The following is a 17,020-nucleotide window of genomic DNA, read 5'->3' as shown; positions in this document are numbered from 1 at the left end:
ATATGGGTTAGTCCTCTTAAGAAGTTTGGGGTACTTTTCACCCCAACTTATTTACTTGTGTTTTTTCTGCTCACCCCAAGTTTCTGCGGTGTGCCTATATAAATAGATTAACCTATATGCCGAAGCATTAAAAATGGTCGGGCCGGGGGGGACTTGAGCACCCTGGCTTTCTATTTATATCTATATTATATTCTCAAAAGAACATAAAGTCAATAAAAAAATCTTATTTGTAAAAACATTTTATAAAACTTAGAATAAAGGCAGTTATTCTAAATTTCACCTAATATTATAATACGAAATTTTGCAACTTAATGCAATAATTAACTTTTGAGGTGATAAAGGGATGCATAAAGAATTACTAAAGGAAATGATGATAGAACTAATTGAAGAAAACCCTGGTTTACTTCAAAAAACTCACATCAACAAGGAATTAAATAAAGTATTAGATTTTTATTGGGAGAAATATATGGAGCACTCGCTCCTTAACAAAGAAATTACTACATGTGAAAATGACGACTCAATTTATCGTCTTCACATTAAACCCTTCTTTGGCACATGGAGATTATACGATATAAAACCTGATCATATTATACAGTGGCAATTAGAGATGAAAAACAATTGCTTCTACACTACACTTGTTAATCGATATAAAGTATTTAATAAATTTTTTAATTGGATCAACAAAATTTACGATACTAAGTGGAATCCTGTTTCTCGTGTAGGAATGCCACGCAGAACAACAAAGAAAGAAGAAATGAAAATATGGTCAGAAGTAGAATTTTATAAGTTTTTCTCCCAAATTACTGATCTAGAACACAAAGCAATTTTTATGTTATTTTATTTTGCCGGTCTTCGAAGAGGTGAATTACTTGCTCTAAAATGGAATGATTTTAGAGATAACTACATTGAGATAGATGAATCCGTTGCGAACGTTCATGGAAAGCAAAAAGTTAAAGGACCTAAAAACCTTAATTCGTATCGCCTTATAGAAATAGACGATAGTACCAAAAAGATACTTACCGCACTTCACACAATTGCTATTCAATCTGATAAATATAGAAAGGATAACTTTATTTTTGGAAGACAGACAAGGCCTATGGCTTTTGAAACTTTAAGAAAGGCAAAAATACGCTATGAAGAATCTGCAGGGCTTTCACATATTCGTCTTCACGATTTAAGACATTCACATGTGTCTTTACTTATCAATAACAAAATACCCGTAATAGCTATTGCAATGCGTATAGGCGATTCGATTGATGAAGTGATGAAAACATATGCACATTTGCTTCCAGAGAGTTCTTTGGAAGTATCAAATTTACTCAATTCTCTAACAAAAAGATATTTTTAGTAATATTACTAGTTCTAATTTTTATCGTTTCTATATCATCTGCTATTTATACGCAAGTCAAACAACTACCAAAAAAAAGGACACTTTTTTTGGTTCCTCATAAATAAAAGTATTATTAATAAAGGTATAAAAAAATCGTGAAGTCAATCTAGCTTTAAATAAATCATGGAGTATGAGTACATCATTTTTTTCATTATGATTATACTAGTCACAGTTACTTCATTTTAATTATAGGATGAAATAAATAAAATGAAAAAATTTATTATGAAAGCTTTAGCATTTAATGAGAACCTATACAATCAAATTGCAGATATGCACAGTATTAATGATTATGATTTTGAATTAACACTAAAGAAGAAAATTCATTACTATCCAAAATATGATCACCCCACTATGTATGTGAAAGATTATCCAAAAAGAAAAAGTCAGAATAATTGAAATAATTAAAGTGACGTAGCAATACTTATAAATTAAGCTATAAAATATCCGTGGGGTAAATGCGCCCCACGGATTATTTATAGGTTTTAGTAAAACCCCTTATTTTTTTAAAGCACCTTAATAAACAATAATTTTGATTTCAACCGGTTCATCATTTAGTATTACTCTTGTTTTTAACTTGTACTCGCCTTTTACTAAATTATAATATGAGCTTTGATCATCACTTGAACTTGGTTTAATTAACATATTACTATCATCATAAAGCAGATCAGTATTTTTCAACTCAATTGTTTCACTTTCTTTATACTCCCACCGAACAGTATTGTCGATTTTTGTAATATTTCGATTAGTATTTGGTTTCACAAAAATGAAGCAAGTAAATATAATTAATATTAATACAAACAATCCTAGTCCTATAGCTTTTGATCTATTACTCACAAGAGAAACCTCCAACCTTTATCTTACAGAGAAATCAAGATAATAAGTACTCGGCCAAGAAGTCGTATATCCGTACGGTTCTTTAACACCATTAATATTGTAAACTTTATATCTCTTATATGTGACCGCTCTAACAGTTTTGTTTACGTACAGTTTTACTGCTTTGTTTGGTGGGGCGTTAACGTAAATACCATTTACTCCAGCTGCTTGTTTAGTTCCTACACCAACACTTGCGCTTGTCATATATCCAGACAAACCAAATGACATTGAAACAGCACCATGTGCAGAACCATCCTGATAACCAAATGCACCACCTGTGTCACCGAAATTTGTACCACCATCCGGTTGATTTCCACAAACTTTTATTCCTGTTTTCCTATATTCATTTCTATAAAATTCAAGTTTTACTGTATACCCTGTACTGCTTCTAGTTTTTGCTGCTTGGGCTTGAACTTTTTCATTTTCAATTCTTTCCATTTCTTTTAGCAATTCTTCGTCACTCATATCACTGTCTACATAAACGCGTTGCGTTTCTTCAGTCACTACTGGAACAGCTAACTTCTCATGCGCTTTTACATTATTAGGAATCATGACAAAACCTAGAGAAATCACACAAAGTATTGCGATTATTGTTTTTCTATTTTTCATTTTCCTCTTCCCTTCAATATTGTATAAATAGCTATTTATAATCATAATATAGCATTTCTATATTTTACATGCAAGCGCTTTCATAAAAATACTTTGATTTTCGAAGAATTTTTGCTTTTTTTATCAACCCATAAAATCATTCAATGATTTTGACTGTTTTTATGTTTTTCGTTTAATTCTATGTATTAATTTAAAACAAACAAAGAAACAATCTTCTACATTCCACATCTATTTGAATACACAAGTCATTATACAGAAACTAGATTGCACCTGTACTTGTTAACATTCATTATAATCATATGATACTAGTAAATATTTGATAACGCACAAAATAATGACACCTCGCCACTTAGTTTTAGCATTCATTATCACTAGTATCTCGTTGCTTATCACCCAGTTTCTTAAACTCTATATGAAATTTCACCATTACTCCGTTTTTACCTGCATCTTATTTCTAATGTTTACTCAACATTAATTGTTTACTTATTCTCAGTGATAAATACTTTTTGTTTTGGAATTTTTTCGATATTATTCATCTCTTGAGCAATATTAGAAGTTTCGATCAATTTAACCCATATATTTGTTTTTGGATTGTAACCATATTCTAACGCATTTAATAAAGGTGCTTCTTCTTTTGCATAAGTTTTGATTTTTAACAAGTACACTGGACGAATAAAAAATGAGTTATCATTAACCACTTTAAAAACAGCTTGGTTTTTATACATCTCAATGAATGGTTGTTCTTCTTGTGCTTGTGAGTTTATTAATCTTTTAATCCATAAACCTTGGTCTTTATCATATTGATAACCATTTGTTTTCAAAACATTCTTGATCATAAAACTCTCAAAGACATATACATACGTATACTCTGGGATAAAATCATGAGCTTTGATATCCCAATTCTTAAATGTAGAAAATTCTGCTTGAAGTTTACTACGCATTTTTTCATCAGAATACTTTGTTAGATCTTCTAATGTTATGATATTTCTTCCTATAGCAACATTAATTAGTTTTCTAAACACCAGGAAATAATCACGATCAAGATGAGACTCGCTTCTATTAACTATGTCAATGTGTTCCGTAAGAGATAACAAAGCAGCAATGAAAATATCTGCAGGTTTATAAGATAGATTGTTGATCAATATCGTTTTTTTCTCAAATATATATTTACTCGTTTTTTTACTTTCTTTAAAAGAAAGCTTTACTAGAAACTTGCTGTATGTATCGAAATTATCTTTATACGCAATTCTCAAGACTTCTAGCAGTCTTTGTCTAATATAATGGTACATCTTTAGCTCCTTTCAATTCTTTCTTGATAGCCAATCATTAATGCCTGTAATTCCATTTTAGTAATTTTGTTGTAGTATGGTTTCATTGCATTCATAATCTTTGGCCACTGTTTTTCTAAACACAGCTGTTTTACATGTTCATCATTATTTGATAGCTCGTATAATTTCATTGCTAACTCTGCCAACGCATCATCTCCAGTGCTTTTTGTGGCTGGAGAGAAATTGGTGATAACTCCAGTATGAGTAGTAACTGTCATATCTTTATTTTCATCCAAAACTTCAATAACATGATCAAATGACAGGTAATCTACTCCATAGTATTGTGGATCGGAATTTTCTTCCATATATGGCTTAGGCGTTAAACCCCATTCTTCTTTATAGTAAGAAGGAAAATTTGCAAGAAATGGATATTCACCACGTCTAAATACTAACCGTTGATTTTTCTTTTCCATGCGAAGAATTTCACCAACAGTCATAAGCTCACGTTCCATCATTTGGTGTGTAATCGAATCACCTGTCCCTCCACGTCCAGTATTATGACTACGCGTAACAGAACCAGATAGTATTGTATTTTTACCTATTGCTTTTGATAGTTCTTCAGCACGATCTACATTTGTTGGAGAAATACCAAGGATAATCTCTGATGCGCACTGATGCAAAATGACATCTTTGTCTTCTTCACCATATATTTTCACTAATTGTGATGTGTCCTGGTAAATTAAATCAAACAAAATATGCTTACCTCTATCAATTGCCATTTCTTCATCAAATTTATCAATCTTTGGCGACAAACCAAATTCATCCCAAATAATTTTCACTGGTTTAGGAAGAACACCCTTACATTCTGTATTTGCATAATTAGATAATTGCATACATATTTTTTTTATTATCAGTTTTGCAAATATATAAAACTCCGGTTTAGTCTCCGGCATGTGAATAAATAATACGTATTTTTTATTAATTAGATCCATAAATTGAAAACAGTCTTTTTTACCTGGCACAGATACAATTTGTTCAGCTTGTGAGTTATTGATTGGCTTTAGGTCATTTAGAACTGAAGAGTAAATATTGGCTTCAGTCTCTTGATTCGATGCAAAAGCTGCACCAACATGCTTTCTCGGCCCGAAATCTTCAGGCATATGTCCAATTAATCTTTGGATTTTACTTGTAAATGTATTGCCTCTTCCCTCATTTTCTTCAGGAGACATCATCATTATGTTTTGAACAAGTGAACGTACACTACTTAAGTGTTTTTGACTTGCAGTACCATACAGTGACGTAAGTAAGACTGTAGCATGCACAAGTCCTTCTGATGAACCTAGGAAGAAAGAGTTTTCGCTATTAGATCGATCGCGTGAAGTAACTATATCTTTTGCAAGTTGACCAGCAAGAGACTCTGCTTCAGCTTTGGCCATCAAATCTGTTGGATCTTCTTTGTATTTATCTATGTATTCATTTATATCGGCAAAGAAATCGAAACCTATCGATTTTGCAGGCTTGTTAAAATCAATAATCCCTACTTCATACCCCAACTCCTTTGCATCTTGTGCCAATAAATCAATAAGCTCTGGTTTAATACAAGGAATCACCATTGATGTTCCAGCCATCAAATTGTATTGAGCATTTGGAACAACATAAGTAGTAGTCTTCCCAGTCTCTGTTGGAGCCTCAACTGCAGCATGTGTATAAGAGGTATCAATAATAGCTTCCCTTGTTTGTGGATTAAAATGCAATATTCTACCTGGCAACCATTCTGATGACATATCTGTCATCTCGTTTGGAATTTTAATCGTTTTGTATAGTTTTTCCATTTCTTTTAGGTTTAAAAACTTATCTGTTCCATGTTGGCCGTCCCCAACTTTTTTTGATTTCAACTGATCAAGTCGATTACGCTTGTTCAAGTAAATTGTTCCTATTATTGCAAACAACAATAGAAAAGCATAAAACACTACTTTTACTGGACCAAGATTTGTTAATAGTTCTTCAAATGAGTTTACTGCTCCTAATATCATTTGTTTTATCTCCTTTGCTTTTGAGCATGTCGTATCAACATACGATCTTCCGCTTTAATTGACTGTATACGTTTCAACTCATGATTATGTTCATTCGTGTCATTAGATAAAAATGTCATAAATCTCATGATTAAACTTTCAGCTACATTTTGTTTGATTGATTCATTTGTTTTTTCATAATTTTCAAAATCTACTTTTTCATCAATACGCTCATCATAAGCGTTATTGATCATACGTGTTTCAGTTTTCGTTAATAAGCTATTGTCCTTTGCATCAAGCATAATTTCCATAGCCTTTTCTTCATCATCAATAAGAGGTTTTAAATCTTCAACAATCTCATGCAAGTTCTTCTCCTGAAGGAATCCAACCTTGCTGATAGCAAGTGCTAATTTTTCTTTGTCTTTCACATCATGAGGAACTGTATATTCAGACAACTTTTGATTTAAAGAATGCAATTGTTCACCATAAACAATTTGCTTCGAATAATTCGCATCTTTTATTTCATATGCTGCAGCTACAACTGCATTATGTAGGACTTTACGATCGCCTTTTTCTGGATGGATCATTTTATTTAAGAATTCTTCTGCAAACTGAGATGTATCCTTTTTGTAAAATTCAACAAGCCTTTGATTCGATTCAACATATTCTTTAAGTAGTGGTCTAAGTTCTTCTTGATGTAGCAAATATGAAACAAGATCATCAGTTTTATCTTTTGCCTCTGCAGTTTGATAACCATAGACACGAGAACCTTTCTCTTTCAGGACTGAAGACAAATCAACAAGTTTGTTTTCTACATTCATTACTATCGGATTAATATTTTCATCTTCACTTTTTCCAACAAACGCAATGCTTGCATCCTTTACAATTTCATCTAATTTATTCTTGTACTCAGTTTCTAGATCTATACGAACTTCATTTTTCAGTTCTTTAGCTAACCACATTTCATTCTCAAAAATATCGTTCGCAAGCACTGATTTAAACTTTTCTATTGCATGTACATCCTGATAACCTGCTGCTAAATTATCCGACCATGACATTACATGCACGTGCGGATGAAAACTTTCATCATGAAACGCTGCACACCAATGAAATTCATCCTGTGGAATACCTAACAATTCTGCTTTTTTGTTCATATGTGAAGAAAGCATTTTTTGCCATGCTTCGCGAGAGTCAAGACCCACCTCTATTGCATCTTCTCTTCGTAAAGAAATAACATCACGCCAAACTACTCCTTGATGATCAGCAAATGTACTTTTCACATGACTTAGATCAGCAACTCCATCCTTATTGAACAATCCATGTGTATCATTTTCGTTAATTTCTACTCCTGGGCGTTCTGAAATGTATTTCATGTAATCTGCATTAGTGAATGCAAGTTCTTCCAGTCTTTGTGTTGCCATTGTTATAAAGTTACTAGCGTTTTGTTTTGTTGATTGATTTGTGTATTCTTGATATTCTAACAACTCTTTGGTATCAGGATATTTAGTTACAACTTCAGTAATTAGCTCTTCTTGTTTTTTTGTTACTAATCCTTTTAAATCATATTTCTGTTCAATTAACTTCTGCTTTCCATTAATTTCTACTCCTTCACGTTTAGCGATATATTCCAGGGAATTTAATATCTGCGGTTTTTCTTTGTTCGAAAGAAAGTCAGAATACATAATCAGCCTAGCCATCGTAGTCCTCAGTCTCGTCTTTTATAAGTTCTATATAGGTACTTGGTTTCTTTTTATTTCTTAGATCATCTACAGCTAATACTCGATAGTTGTTAATACGTTCTTCTGGAGCATCTTCTGAGAAGGTAGCTACTGAATCAGCAACAAGTCGGTTTGTAATTCCTGTCTGAATTGCAAGCTCTCCAGTTAGTGTATATAATCTACCACCAAGTGTTCGCTCCATTCGATTACATCTATTGTCAATTATATTTTCTACTTGTTTCAAGAAATATGGATTTTCTAAGATGCCCATTTGTTGTAAACGGACATAGTCTTTCAAAATATATTCCAAGTTTCCTTTTGCTGTTTTGATTGTTATTCCTTTTTTTCTAACAATCTCTGTTGCTTCATCTAACAATTGTTTGTCTAGATCGCGAACAAAACATGTTTCTTTTTTCATATAACCTCTTTTCTAATAATTCTTATCAAATCATTTTTCGTTTCCAATATTTTCTTTTTTATAATTTCTTTCCATCCCCACCGACAAGATAACACCTGCAGCAACTTCGCAAGGGTAAATGCACTCCTTCGTCGCCCTTGCAAAGATTGCTTACGCAGATGTTACTCATCGGGTGCGGATGGAAGATACATCCGAGAAAGGAGCAGACATGTGAATCAATTTATATTAGTAGGTCGCATAGTAGAAAAACCAATCCTGCAACTCACAAGCGTAAATATTAAGTACACATTTTTATCACTTGCCGTAAAACGCAATTTTAAAAATGCTGACGGCGTTTATGAACGTGACATATTCCAAATCACTCTTTGGCGTGGCATTGCAGAAGAAGTAATTGATACTTGCGATAAAGACACCTTACTGGCAATTAGGGGTCGCGTGATTACAAGTTTCTACACGAGTGAAGAAAACAAGACTTACACAAACTATGAATTCGTTGCCGAAAGAGTTCAATACTTAGAAGTTTAAAATTAGTGCCAACCATAGCACACGGAGAGAAAAATCATGAACTATATTTTAGTAGAAAACCGTTATGAAGGAATTGACTGTTACTTAACTGACAAATCCGTAAAAGAGAAAGATTGGGTTGTTATCCCTAACTACGATAATGAGCCTGTATGCGTTCAAGTTGTAAAACTAATCAACCAATACGAAGCAATCACTAAGTATCACCAACCGCTTGAAATCATTGATGTGGTTGATATGAAATCGTTTCGCGAACGCCAAGACGCATCTATTCGCAAGCGTGTCCTTAATGATAAAATGCAAGAAAAAATTGCAGACATTAAGATGCTTGATACGCTTGAAAAATATGCAGGTAAAGACCCGGAAATGGCTAGCCTATTAATTCAGTATAAAGAACTGAACTCGCCCACAGGAGCAATTCCTGAAGCCGACACCGAGTAAAAATTGGTAAGGGTGACAGTGACTGTCACCCCCCCAATTTTTACCCCAACCACCATATTTGGTGGTTATGCAGGATAAAGGATGGCAACTCTAAGTTGCCATTTAACAGCATCCGGCAGAGCCGGCTACTAAAAACCATGATAAACATTGATTTTTCGAGTTGCCATTTTTGGCAACTTTTGTTGTACATCAATCGATAAAATAGCAACTATCTATACATTTTCTTCATATTCCTCTTATTTTACGTATTATTTTGGCAACCTTTGATATTTCGTAGATAGGGTGACAGTGACTGTCACCCTCGCATTGAAACAACAGCTTACTGTTCTCCAAAGTTGATAATCTCTCTCGGATTAACCGTACTGTTTTCCTGTTTACCTGGCTCTTTCCTCACTTCCAAATGGAGATGTGAACCATAGGAATTTCCACTGTTGCCCTGGTAACCAACGATCTGTCCTTTATGAACTTTATCACCTATTTTTAAGAGTGACCTACTCATGTGACAATATGCTATGTAATAGTCCTGGTTGTCTATTGTTGATTTTATAAGTACATAATTTCCACCCCATGGTACATATCCACCAGAAGGACAAAGAGTCTCTCCTTTCAATGGGTCACATGTGTTATTTGCTTCAATCACTTCCCCCTCACTTACCGAGTAAATTGATGAACCTTCACTCTTTGATAAGTCAATTCCATGGTGGAATGACATTCCTGCATACTCACGTTTTCCATACTCTGAAGTTATCGTAAATGGATTTTCCAGTGGTAACCCTAGATCTCCTTTACTTGCTAAACTTGATTCAATGAACATTATTGTTGCTGGATCAAATGCTGTATCTTCATTTTTTCTTAATTCAAAATATACTGTCTTTTTAGCATTTGTTCCAATCACTTCACCTTGAGATATTTTGTCTCCTACATTCCATTTAACATTCTGTAAATTCGGAATATGAGAATAAACTATTCTTGTGTCATATTCACCAAATTTATTTAAACCAAGAATTGTGTCATGCTTAATTACAATTGTTAGACCTTTAGTCTTTTCAACAACATCACCTTTTTCATTCACGCCATAGTAGGTATCTTTAGATGTCACGATATCTTCTATCACTCCATCATGAACAGCAACCACTTCCGTTCCTTCAGGTGCCTCTAACTCAATTCCTTTCAGCTTCTTATCTTGTCCGTATTTACCTAAAACCTTAGGAGAATTTGCAACGGGTAAGATGAAGTTGTTTCTTCCATTTCTCATTTGTTGCACAGACTCTAAAATTTCTTGTTTAAGATTTTCATCTACTCCATACTTTATTATAAGTGTATTTACAATTGTTTCATCACTTTGCAAGATACATACATTTAATGGCCGTGCTTGATTATTTTGTCCAGGAAAAGTATTTGCTGATGTATTACCTGGAGGAGTAGTAATTTGAAAATAATCTTGTTGCATACGTTCTTCTATTTTCTTTTCATCCGTAGCCTCTACTCCATCAGGATATGTGTATGAATCAAAAAAACGTATATCCTCAAGATAGTAGTAATAATCTTGACTACACTCAATATTGTTGAATGCCTTCTCGTATATATCTTGACCAGTCCCATTCCCCCCAGAGAATAACGCTACTATAAATATCACTGGGATTAGAGCTGCAGTCGCAATCATTATGATCGGTCCCATAGCTCCATCTTTTTCTATTGATTTTCCGAGTAGAATTTTCCCTGCAGCTTCAGCTACTTTTGCTTGCCATGCCATTATGCGTCTGCCTTAACTTCCTTAAACCATTCTGGCATCATTACAGACAAATCATATGTACTACTTCCGATACGCATCAAACATTTTCCTTGTCGTTTTTCTTGGAGCTTTTCTACTTCTGTTGATTTCAATTTCATCATTGAAGCGACTTGTTCATACTTAATATCACCTAAGTGAAACATAAACTTTGTTGCTGGTTGAGAGAATAGTGTTTTTACCTTCTCTTTCATGTCGTCATCATCGTTATCAAGTTCTTCTACCGTTTGTGTAGCTTTAACAAAAGACGCGTTATACTTGCGGAAACGACGCTCATACGTCTCAAGTATTTCTACAACCGACATATACTGTTTCTTCAAAAATGTATGTAGTTCATCAATGAATACCATAATTTCTTTCGAACGCTTCATATTGTCATTTACAAACTGAGAGATGTACGTAAAGACATTTGACCATTGTGCTAACTTTCGGTTTAGATCTGAGTTTAGCATTTTAGAAATATCGAAGTTTATTAACTGCAGTTCGTCAACATCATATCCACCTAAATTCGTGTGTCGATTAAACAACTTAGCATCTGCACCTTCTGTACATGAACGTAAACCGATAATAATTTCATCGTAATCATCTTTTGTACCAATAGATTCTTCTGTCCAATTAGACTTCGCCTCTGATACAATTTTTACAACGTCGCTAAAGATTGGATAATCACTTGGTTTTAACAACTTTAAATCTGAAGAGTTGTATATATCTTTTGAACGATACGTTTTATTCAAAAACTCTTCAAAAATATCTAGCGTTCTATTCGTCCAATCCGGTTTGTAGATCCTCATGAAGTTTTTCACCTCTGAGATATAATCATCAACAATTCCATTTTCCACTTCATCTGGTGTACGTATCTGAAGAGGGTTAATTGCATATTCATTGTTACCTGCCATGTCAATGTTAATACCACCCATTTTTTGAATGAAGTCGACACAAATACCCTCAACATCTATGTTTCTAATATAATAGGCAGATAGAGCTGCATTCTGCATAAGTAACCACATCAGAACAGTTTTCCCAACTCCTGAATAACCTAAGATAAGAATATTGTTATTTGCTCCCCTATTTGTGAAAGGATTAAACAACACGATTTCTGAACGGTCCGTGATATTCCCAAGAGGTAACCCATTCTTTTCTAACACTGATGGATCATTAAATGGATAAAGATTCGCTACTGATTCCGAAGGAATATTTTGTTTGATATACTTATCCAACATGTTCTTTCCTACTGGATTCACCGATATCCATGCATCTTTTTGTTTTGTTTGTAAAGGATCTACAGTTACTCCTACATTGTCACACTCTTCTTTAAATTGTGCCTCAAGTATATCAAACTCATCATCACTTGAAGCAACAAGTTGAAAGTATACAGTAATGTAAAACATCTTTTGGTTGTTTGTTCTAATTCTTTTATAAGAATCTAATACACTTTCTTTATCCAGTTCTGCATCAATAGCATCAACCACATCATTTGTAGTATTCCCCTTTGCTCTTACATCAAGTGAAACATTCGATCTAAATCTAGATAAAGACAATTCGTCCATATGGATTGAAGTTGTTACTCCTTTTAATGTAGAGATCTTAGCAAATAAGTTATTGTATTCGGTACTTGCTAAGAAACTTGATACTCCATATGTTTTTAAGACATTACTACCTAAGTACACTTTTTCTGATTTAAAATTTGTCGTGACTGGAGTAATGAAATCCTTGAATTCATAAACTCCTGGAAGCTGAATCTTTTTCTCCTCACGCTTTTTCTTCACCAATAAGAATTCTTCATATCTTTCTTCAAGTTCTAACTCTGTGTCAGGCAGTTTCTCTGCAAATAATCGTTGCGCATAAATTGCTAACATTTGCTTTAATTCCAACTGTGTTGTTCTTTCTAAGCCTAAAGAATCTTTAAATAATTTAATCGTCTTATCAACTATGTCATCTACACTTGATGTAGCTAATTGTTTTTGTGTAACTACAACTCTAAGAAAGTTTGCTTTCTTGGTTGCTGTCTTCTTTTGAACATCCATGAAACTAGCAGTCTCATTTCCAAGTCGGCGTAGAAACGCTACTTTACTTTTTTCTGCCACTGATCTTACAAAATTAATGTTTTGTTTGATATTAAATGTAGAGTCTTGTATAAAAAACGAGATCTTCATTTTATTTCTGTCAAACTCTTTAGATAAGTTTTTGTTCATTTCTTCTATTTCGCGAAAACTCAAGAAATCTAGATTATTACCATTCACTCGTAAGAAGATCATTACTCTTCCATCATTCATACGGATGTATCCATCCTCTATTGAACGAAAAGGAAAACTATCTTGCATAAATTCTTGTTTATTCTTTGATGGCTTTTTCTTCTTATCCTTTTTTCTTATTTTTTTTGATTTCATATCAACCTTTGTTTCTTCGATTTCAACCACATCCTCTCTTGGCCGTTTAATCAAAACTCTTTGACTAAAAATATATTTTACGGAAGAACTTAATTGTCCTAAAAAATTCTCTCTCCCATCGCTTCGATGAGTAAGTATCAATACCGTCGATCCAAATATTAGTCCAAATAATAATCCTATATATCCAAGAATCCATAAACACAAGGAGAAAATTACAACTGCAATTATCCATTCATAGAAATAGATTCCTTTCACCATCATTGTTGGTGGAACATATTTTGGGTAATAATAATACTTAGTATCTTTTTTTTGATTCATATTTTTTCGTTCCTTACTTCTTTAAAATCATTTTTGCTGAATATACACTAGACATTGCATTACGTCCTACATTTGATAACTTTCCACCAGACGATTGTCCAAATTTATCTAGTATCATATCAGCTTTACTTGCTGCAATTATGGCTCCAATTGCCAATCCAAAGTTTGAAAATCCTCCACCTTGCACAAAGAAGGTAATACCCAACACAAGTACTGAGGTTTGAAATAGTTGTGTTAACGCAAAACCTATAGCTTGTTTTCCCCATAGTATTAATGACTCATCATTTCCAGCAATGTAACCTGGTATATAGAAATACATCATACAGAGTGTCATAAGAAGCAACCAAAATCTCTCAAGAATACTCATAATTGTCTTTAACATATAGAACACAGCAACAATCATTAGAATAAGAGAGAACAATCCATTTGCTCCTCCAGTTAAGTCTTCAGTGGAGAAAGATGTAACATCTGCTCCAGCTAGAATCGTTATCATTTCATTTGTAATTTCTAAAATGTATAAGTATAAATACTTAAAGATTTTCACACCGTACGAGTACATTAACGTACCAACTACTAAGCGTTTCATAATATCAGCAAACGAAACACCATCTCCATCTGCAATCTGAATAATAGCTTTTATACATACCACCAATGCCGAGACTCCCACTAAAGGAAGTCCAACAATTTGAAATGCGTTTAAAAAAGCCTTAACTATTGCATTATCGAATGCATTTGTTGACATCCCAATGGCTAGATCAACGCATCCTGCAATTAGATCTACCATTTTTCCTAGTAGCCAACGTAGTATTAAACCCATTAGCTAAAGTATGACGCCGTAATAACCCCAGCAAATACAGCTACAACTGCAAGTACAATGAATTTTGAACCATGATTATGGAAAACTTCACCTGCACCGTTATTTTTCCACGAATCCCATAGCGCACTAAGTAGTATTGCAAGTGCTGCTACTCCAGTTAGCACACTAACAACTCCTGCTAGTGTAGCTCCAATCAATTTAATAGTTTCTTGTCCCTTTGTTCCTGCAGACTTAATTGCATCATCTAATGTAGTATCTGCTAAAATTGGTGTTACATAAAACATAACTAGTAATGCTTTATATTTTAAAGTTTTTAACATTTGTATTTCCTCCTAAATTTTCACTGACGCTACCACTTGTGGTTGCGTTATTGTTTTTGTGATTTCTTTGCTGATCTCATTTTGTAATGATTCAACTAGTTTTGTAGACAACTCATAATTATCTTTAAATGTTTCCTTTTGATAACACTGCAAATGTATATGTGGAAACTTTGTATCTTTATGTAAAAACGCAATATATTCTAAATTGCTTTTAGGAATACTTAATTCCTTCGAAATTTGCATAGCTGCAGTTTCCGCAATTCCTTGCGCAAGACATGTAACATCATCATTTGTAGTTAATGTTATTGTTGTCTCCAACACTTTACCTTTTTGATCTAAATACTGTGACATCACATCTTTACGATCACAAATTTGTCGTGCATTAAATGCAACAACTTTTTCATCACCCTTAAGTCGGTCAAAATTCTTTTGCAGCTCTTGGCGGTAATTCATTTTATCTTTCACTGCCAAGTTGATTTTTACTTGCTTTGGAGACCAACGGGTAATGCGATTTTTAGATTGTTGTTTTTGAACTTTCACTGTTGCTTCTTTTTCTACAGCTTGTAGCTGTGCATAACTCCTTTGAAGAGCTTCCTTGGAAAAGCCAACTTTATCCCCTATAAGTGCAAAATAATGATCTTCTGCTAGTGGATTATCCAGTCCTTTTAAATCTTTCAAGCAATTGATAGCCCATGTGTGTTTAATTTCAAAGTCTTCAAGTGTTGGAACATCAGCTAATCTAAAATCAATAATATTCGAAGCTCTTTGAAGTTCCTGCTCAAATACTTCAGGTTGCTTATTGATCAATTCATCAGGATCCATGCCAAGAGGCAATGCAGTCATTTTCACATCAAGTCCTGCATCTTTTAGCGTCCAATAATGTTTTAATGCTGCTTCCTTTCCAGGAGCATCTCCATCAAGACATAGATTTACTGGTACATTCATTCGCTTAAGCGCATACACTTGGTCTTTGGCCATTGCGGTCCCCATCAAAGCAACTACATTTTCATGGCCAACTTTCGCTAACTTTATTGCATCCATATACCCTTCTACTACAATGACCTCTTTTGACTGTCTTGCGACTTGAAAAGCTCTATCATAGTTGAATAATATAGAGCCTTTTTTAAATACTTCCGACTCTGCTGAATTAATATACTTAATATTGTCATTAACTTTATATGTACGTGCAGAGAAGCCAACTGTATTCCCTTTTGTATCATTAAGTGGAAAAATAATCCTATCTTGTAAAAACGACCTTCCTTCAACGTTAAATACATTTGACTGTGCAATAGCTTCTTCACTATGTCCTTTTGCTTGCAGAAAGCGTAATAAAGCTTGTGAATCTCCTACGTATCCAATATAAAAACTCTTTACACTTTCCGTATCAAACCTACTAGCAACATACGATTTTAGATCTTCATTTGTCGAAGCAGCTAACTCATTTACAGCGTATTCTTTTACATCTTTAAGCAATGCATGTTGATCAACAACATCTTTACTGTATGTTTGTTGTCTTGGTCCTCTAATCTCAAAATTGACTCCAACTTTATCTGCAACAATCTTGCACGCCTCTTGAAACGAGATGTTGTTATACTTTTGTACAAATGTTATTGCATTTCCGCCAGCACCACATGAAAAACATTTGAAGATTTGTTTATCTTGTGACACCGACATCGATGGACGACTATCATCGTGAAACGGACAAACACAGACGAAATTTTTTCCTTTTTGCGTTAGTGGAATGTAGCTTGATATGACATCAACAATATCCGCCTTGTTTAGTATCTCTTGTACTTTATCTTGTGGAATCATTTTATCCTGTTCCTTTCCGTCTCAAATAATCTGTGTAATCTTTTAATTCATAATTGCCATTTTCATGTGTAGAGAGTTTACATATTGCTCCTAACCTTAGTTCATGTTTATCCGGCAATTCAACAACAACTTCCTTCTTTTCCTTTTTAATAAGAAAAGAACCAATATTTCCATTTATTTTCATCAATATTCCAACTATCATACTTTTACACTCCATGTTTCTTCAAAGATTGTAGAATGGCATTCTTAATGCAACTGTCATAGTCATCATATTTGTTAGTGTTTTTGTTATATTATTATGAATTCTCATCTTGATTGTTACGAAT

The 17,020-nt window shown here is 33.6% G+C and carries 16 protein-coding genes; 4 read left to right on the top strand and 12 right to left on the bottom strand.

The window, feature by feature from the left end; genetic code table 11:
- Positions 1-343 precede the first annotated feature (343 nt).
- Both EDD63_RS10235 and EDD63_RS10230 read left to right on the top strand, forming a co-directional pair.
- A complete protein-coding gene (locus EDD63_RS10235; protein WP_134171112.1) occupies positions 344-1,348 on the top strand; it encodes a tyrosine-type recombinase/integrase in 1,005 nt (334 codons plus the stop codon).
- Between the two features lie 249 nt (positions 1,349-1,597).
- On the top strand, positions 1,598-1,786 hold the full coding sequence (locus tag EDD63_RS10230) for a hypothetical protein (RefSeq protein WP_134171110.1): 189 nt from the start codon (positions 1,598-1,600) through the stop codon (positions 1,784-1,786).
- Between the two features lie 117 nt (positions 1,787-1,903).
- Here the strand turns inward: EDD63_RS10230 and EDD63_RS10225 are convergent, their stop codons facing one another.
- The 6 genes from EDD63_RS10225 to EDD63_RS10200 all read right to left on the bottom strand — a co-directional run bounded on the left by EDD63_RS10225 (position 1,904) and on the right by EDD63_RS10200 (position 8,288).
- Positions 1,904-2,224: a hypothetical protein gene (locus tag EDD63_RS10225; protein ID WP_134171108.1), complete on the bottom strand. Its 321-nt coding sequence runs from the start codon at positions 2,222-2,224 to the stop codon at positions 1,904-1,906.
- 18 nt (positions 2,225-2,242) lie between these two features.
- On the bottom strand, positions 2,243-2,872 hold the full coding sequence (locus EDD63_RS10220) for a hypothetical protein (RefSeq protein ID WP_134171106.1): 630 nt from the start codon (positions 2,870-2,872) through the stop codon (positions 2,243-2,245).
- 479 nt (positions 2,873-3,351) lie between these two features.
- Positions 3,352-4,161: a hypothetical protein gene (locus EDD63_RS10215; protein WP_134171104.1), complete on the bottom strand. Its 810-nt coding sequence runs from the start codon at positions 4,159-4,161 to the stop codon at positions 3,352-3,354.
- Between the two features lie 2 nt (positions 4,162-4,163).
- Entirely contained in the window at positions 4,164-6,173 is a 2,010-nt protein-coding gene (locus EDD63_RS10210; RefSeq protein WP_134171102.1) for a type IV secretory system conjugative DNA transfer family protein, read from the bottom strand.
- Positions 6,174-6,178: 5 nt separating this feature from the next.
- Positions 6,179-7,849, bottom strand: a complete 1,671-nt coding sequence (gene mobP3 / locus EDD63_RS10205; protein ID WP_134171100.1) for a MobP3 family relaxase — start codon at positions 7,847-7,849, stop codon at positions 6,179-6,181.
- Positions 7,842-8,288 carry a hypothetical protein gene (locus tag EDD63_RS10200; protein ID WP_134171098.1) on the bottom strand — a complete coding sequence of 149 codons (447 nt, stop codon included), beginning with the start codon at positions 8,286-8,288 and terminating at the stop codon, positions 7,842-7,844. The genes mobP3 and EDD63_RS10200 overlap by 8 nt, the downstream gene beginning before the upstream one ends.
- 210 nt (positions 8,289-8,498) lie before the next feature.
- On the opposite strand from EDD63_RS10200, the gene EDD63_RS11590 reads away from it, so the two are divergent.
- Together EDD63_RS11590 and EDD63_RS10190 are read left to right on the top strand one after the other, a co-directional pair.
- Positions 8,499-8,813, top strand: coding sequence for a single-stranded DNA-binding protein (locus tag EDD63_RS11590; protein WP_166667621.1), 315 nt, complete (start codon positions 8,499-8,501; stop codon positions 8,811-8,813).
- Positions 8,814-8,849: 36 nt separating this feature from the next.
- Positions 8,850-9,251: a hypothetical protein gene (locus tag EDD63_RS10190; RefSeq protein WP_134171094.1), complete on the top strand. Its 402-nt coding sequence runs from the start codon at positions 8,850-8,852 to the stop codon at positions 9,249-9,251.
- Between the two features lie 319 nt (positions 9,252-9,570).
- On the opposite strand, the gene EDD63_RS11730 is transcribed toward EDD63_RS10190, so the two are convergent.
- Genes EDD63_RS11730 through EDD63_RS10160 form a run of 6 tightly spaced genes read right to left on the bottom strand, consistent with a single transcriptional unit; the run spans position 9,571 to position 16,896 of the window.
- Positions 9,571-11,004 (bottom strand): M23 family metallopeptidase, encoded by a 1,434-nt coding sequence (locus EDD63_RS11730; RefSeq protein ID WP_134171092.1) that lies wholly within the window; start codon positions 11,002-11,004, stop codon positions 9,571-9,573.
- Entirely contained in the window at positions 11,004-13,745 is a 2,742-nt protein-coding gene (locus EDD63_RS10180; protein ID WP_134171090.1) for a VirB4 family type IV secretion system protein, read from the bottom strand. Before EDD63_RS10180 ends, EDD63_RS11730 begins: the two co-directional genes overlap by 1 nt.
- A 13-nt stretch (positions 13,746-13,758) precedes the next feature.
- Positions 13,759-14,562, bottom strand: a complete 804-nt coding sequence (locus EDD63_RS10175) for a conjugal transfer protein TrbL family protein (RefSeq protein WP_279586085.1) — start codon at positions 14,560-14,562, stop codon at positions 13,759-13,761.
- Entirely contained in the window at positions 14,562-14,882 is a 321-nt protein-coding gene (locus EDD63_RS10170; RefSeq protein WP_134171086.1) for a hypothetical protein, read from the bottom strand. The genes EDD63_RS10175 and EDD63_RS10170 overlap by 1 nt, the downstream gene beginning before the upstream one ends.
- A 12-nt stretch (positions 14,883-14,894) precedes the next feature.
- Complete coding sequence (gene dnaG, locus EDD63_RS10165) at positions 14,895-16,694, bottom strand: DNA primase (RefSeq protein ID WP_243833767.1); 1,800 nt, start codon at positions 16,692-16,694, stop codon at positions 14,895-14,897.
- A 1-nt stretch (position 16,695) separates the two neighbouring features.
- Complete coding sequence (locus EDD63_RS10160; RefSeq protein ID WP_134171084.1) at positions 16,696-16,896, bottom strand: hypothetical protein; 201 nt, start codon at positions 16,894-16,896, stop codon at positions 16,696-16,698.
- Between the last annotated feature and the right edge of the window lie 124 nt (positions 16,897-17,020).

It is taken from the genome of Breznakia blatticola (assembly GCF_004365815.1).
GTDB classification, from domain to species: Bacteria; Bacillota_I; Bacilli_A; order Erysipelotrichales; family Erysipelotrichaceae; genus Breznakia; species Breznakia blatticola.
This window is presented reverse-complemented; position numbering and strand designations above follow the sequence as displayed.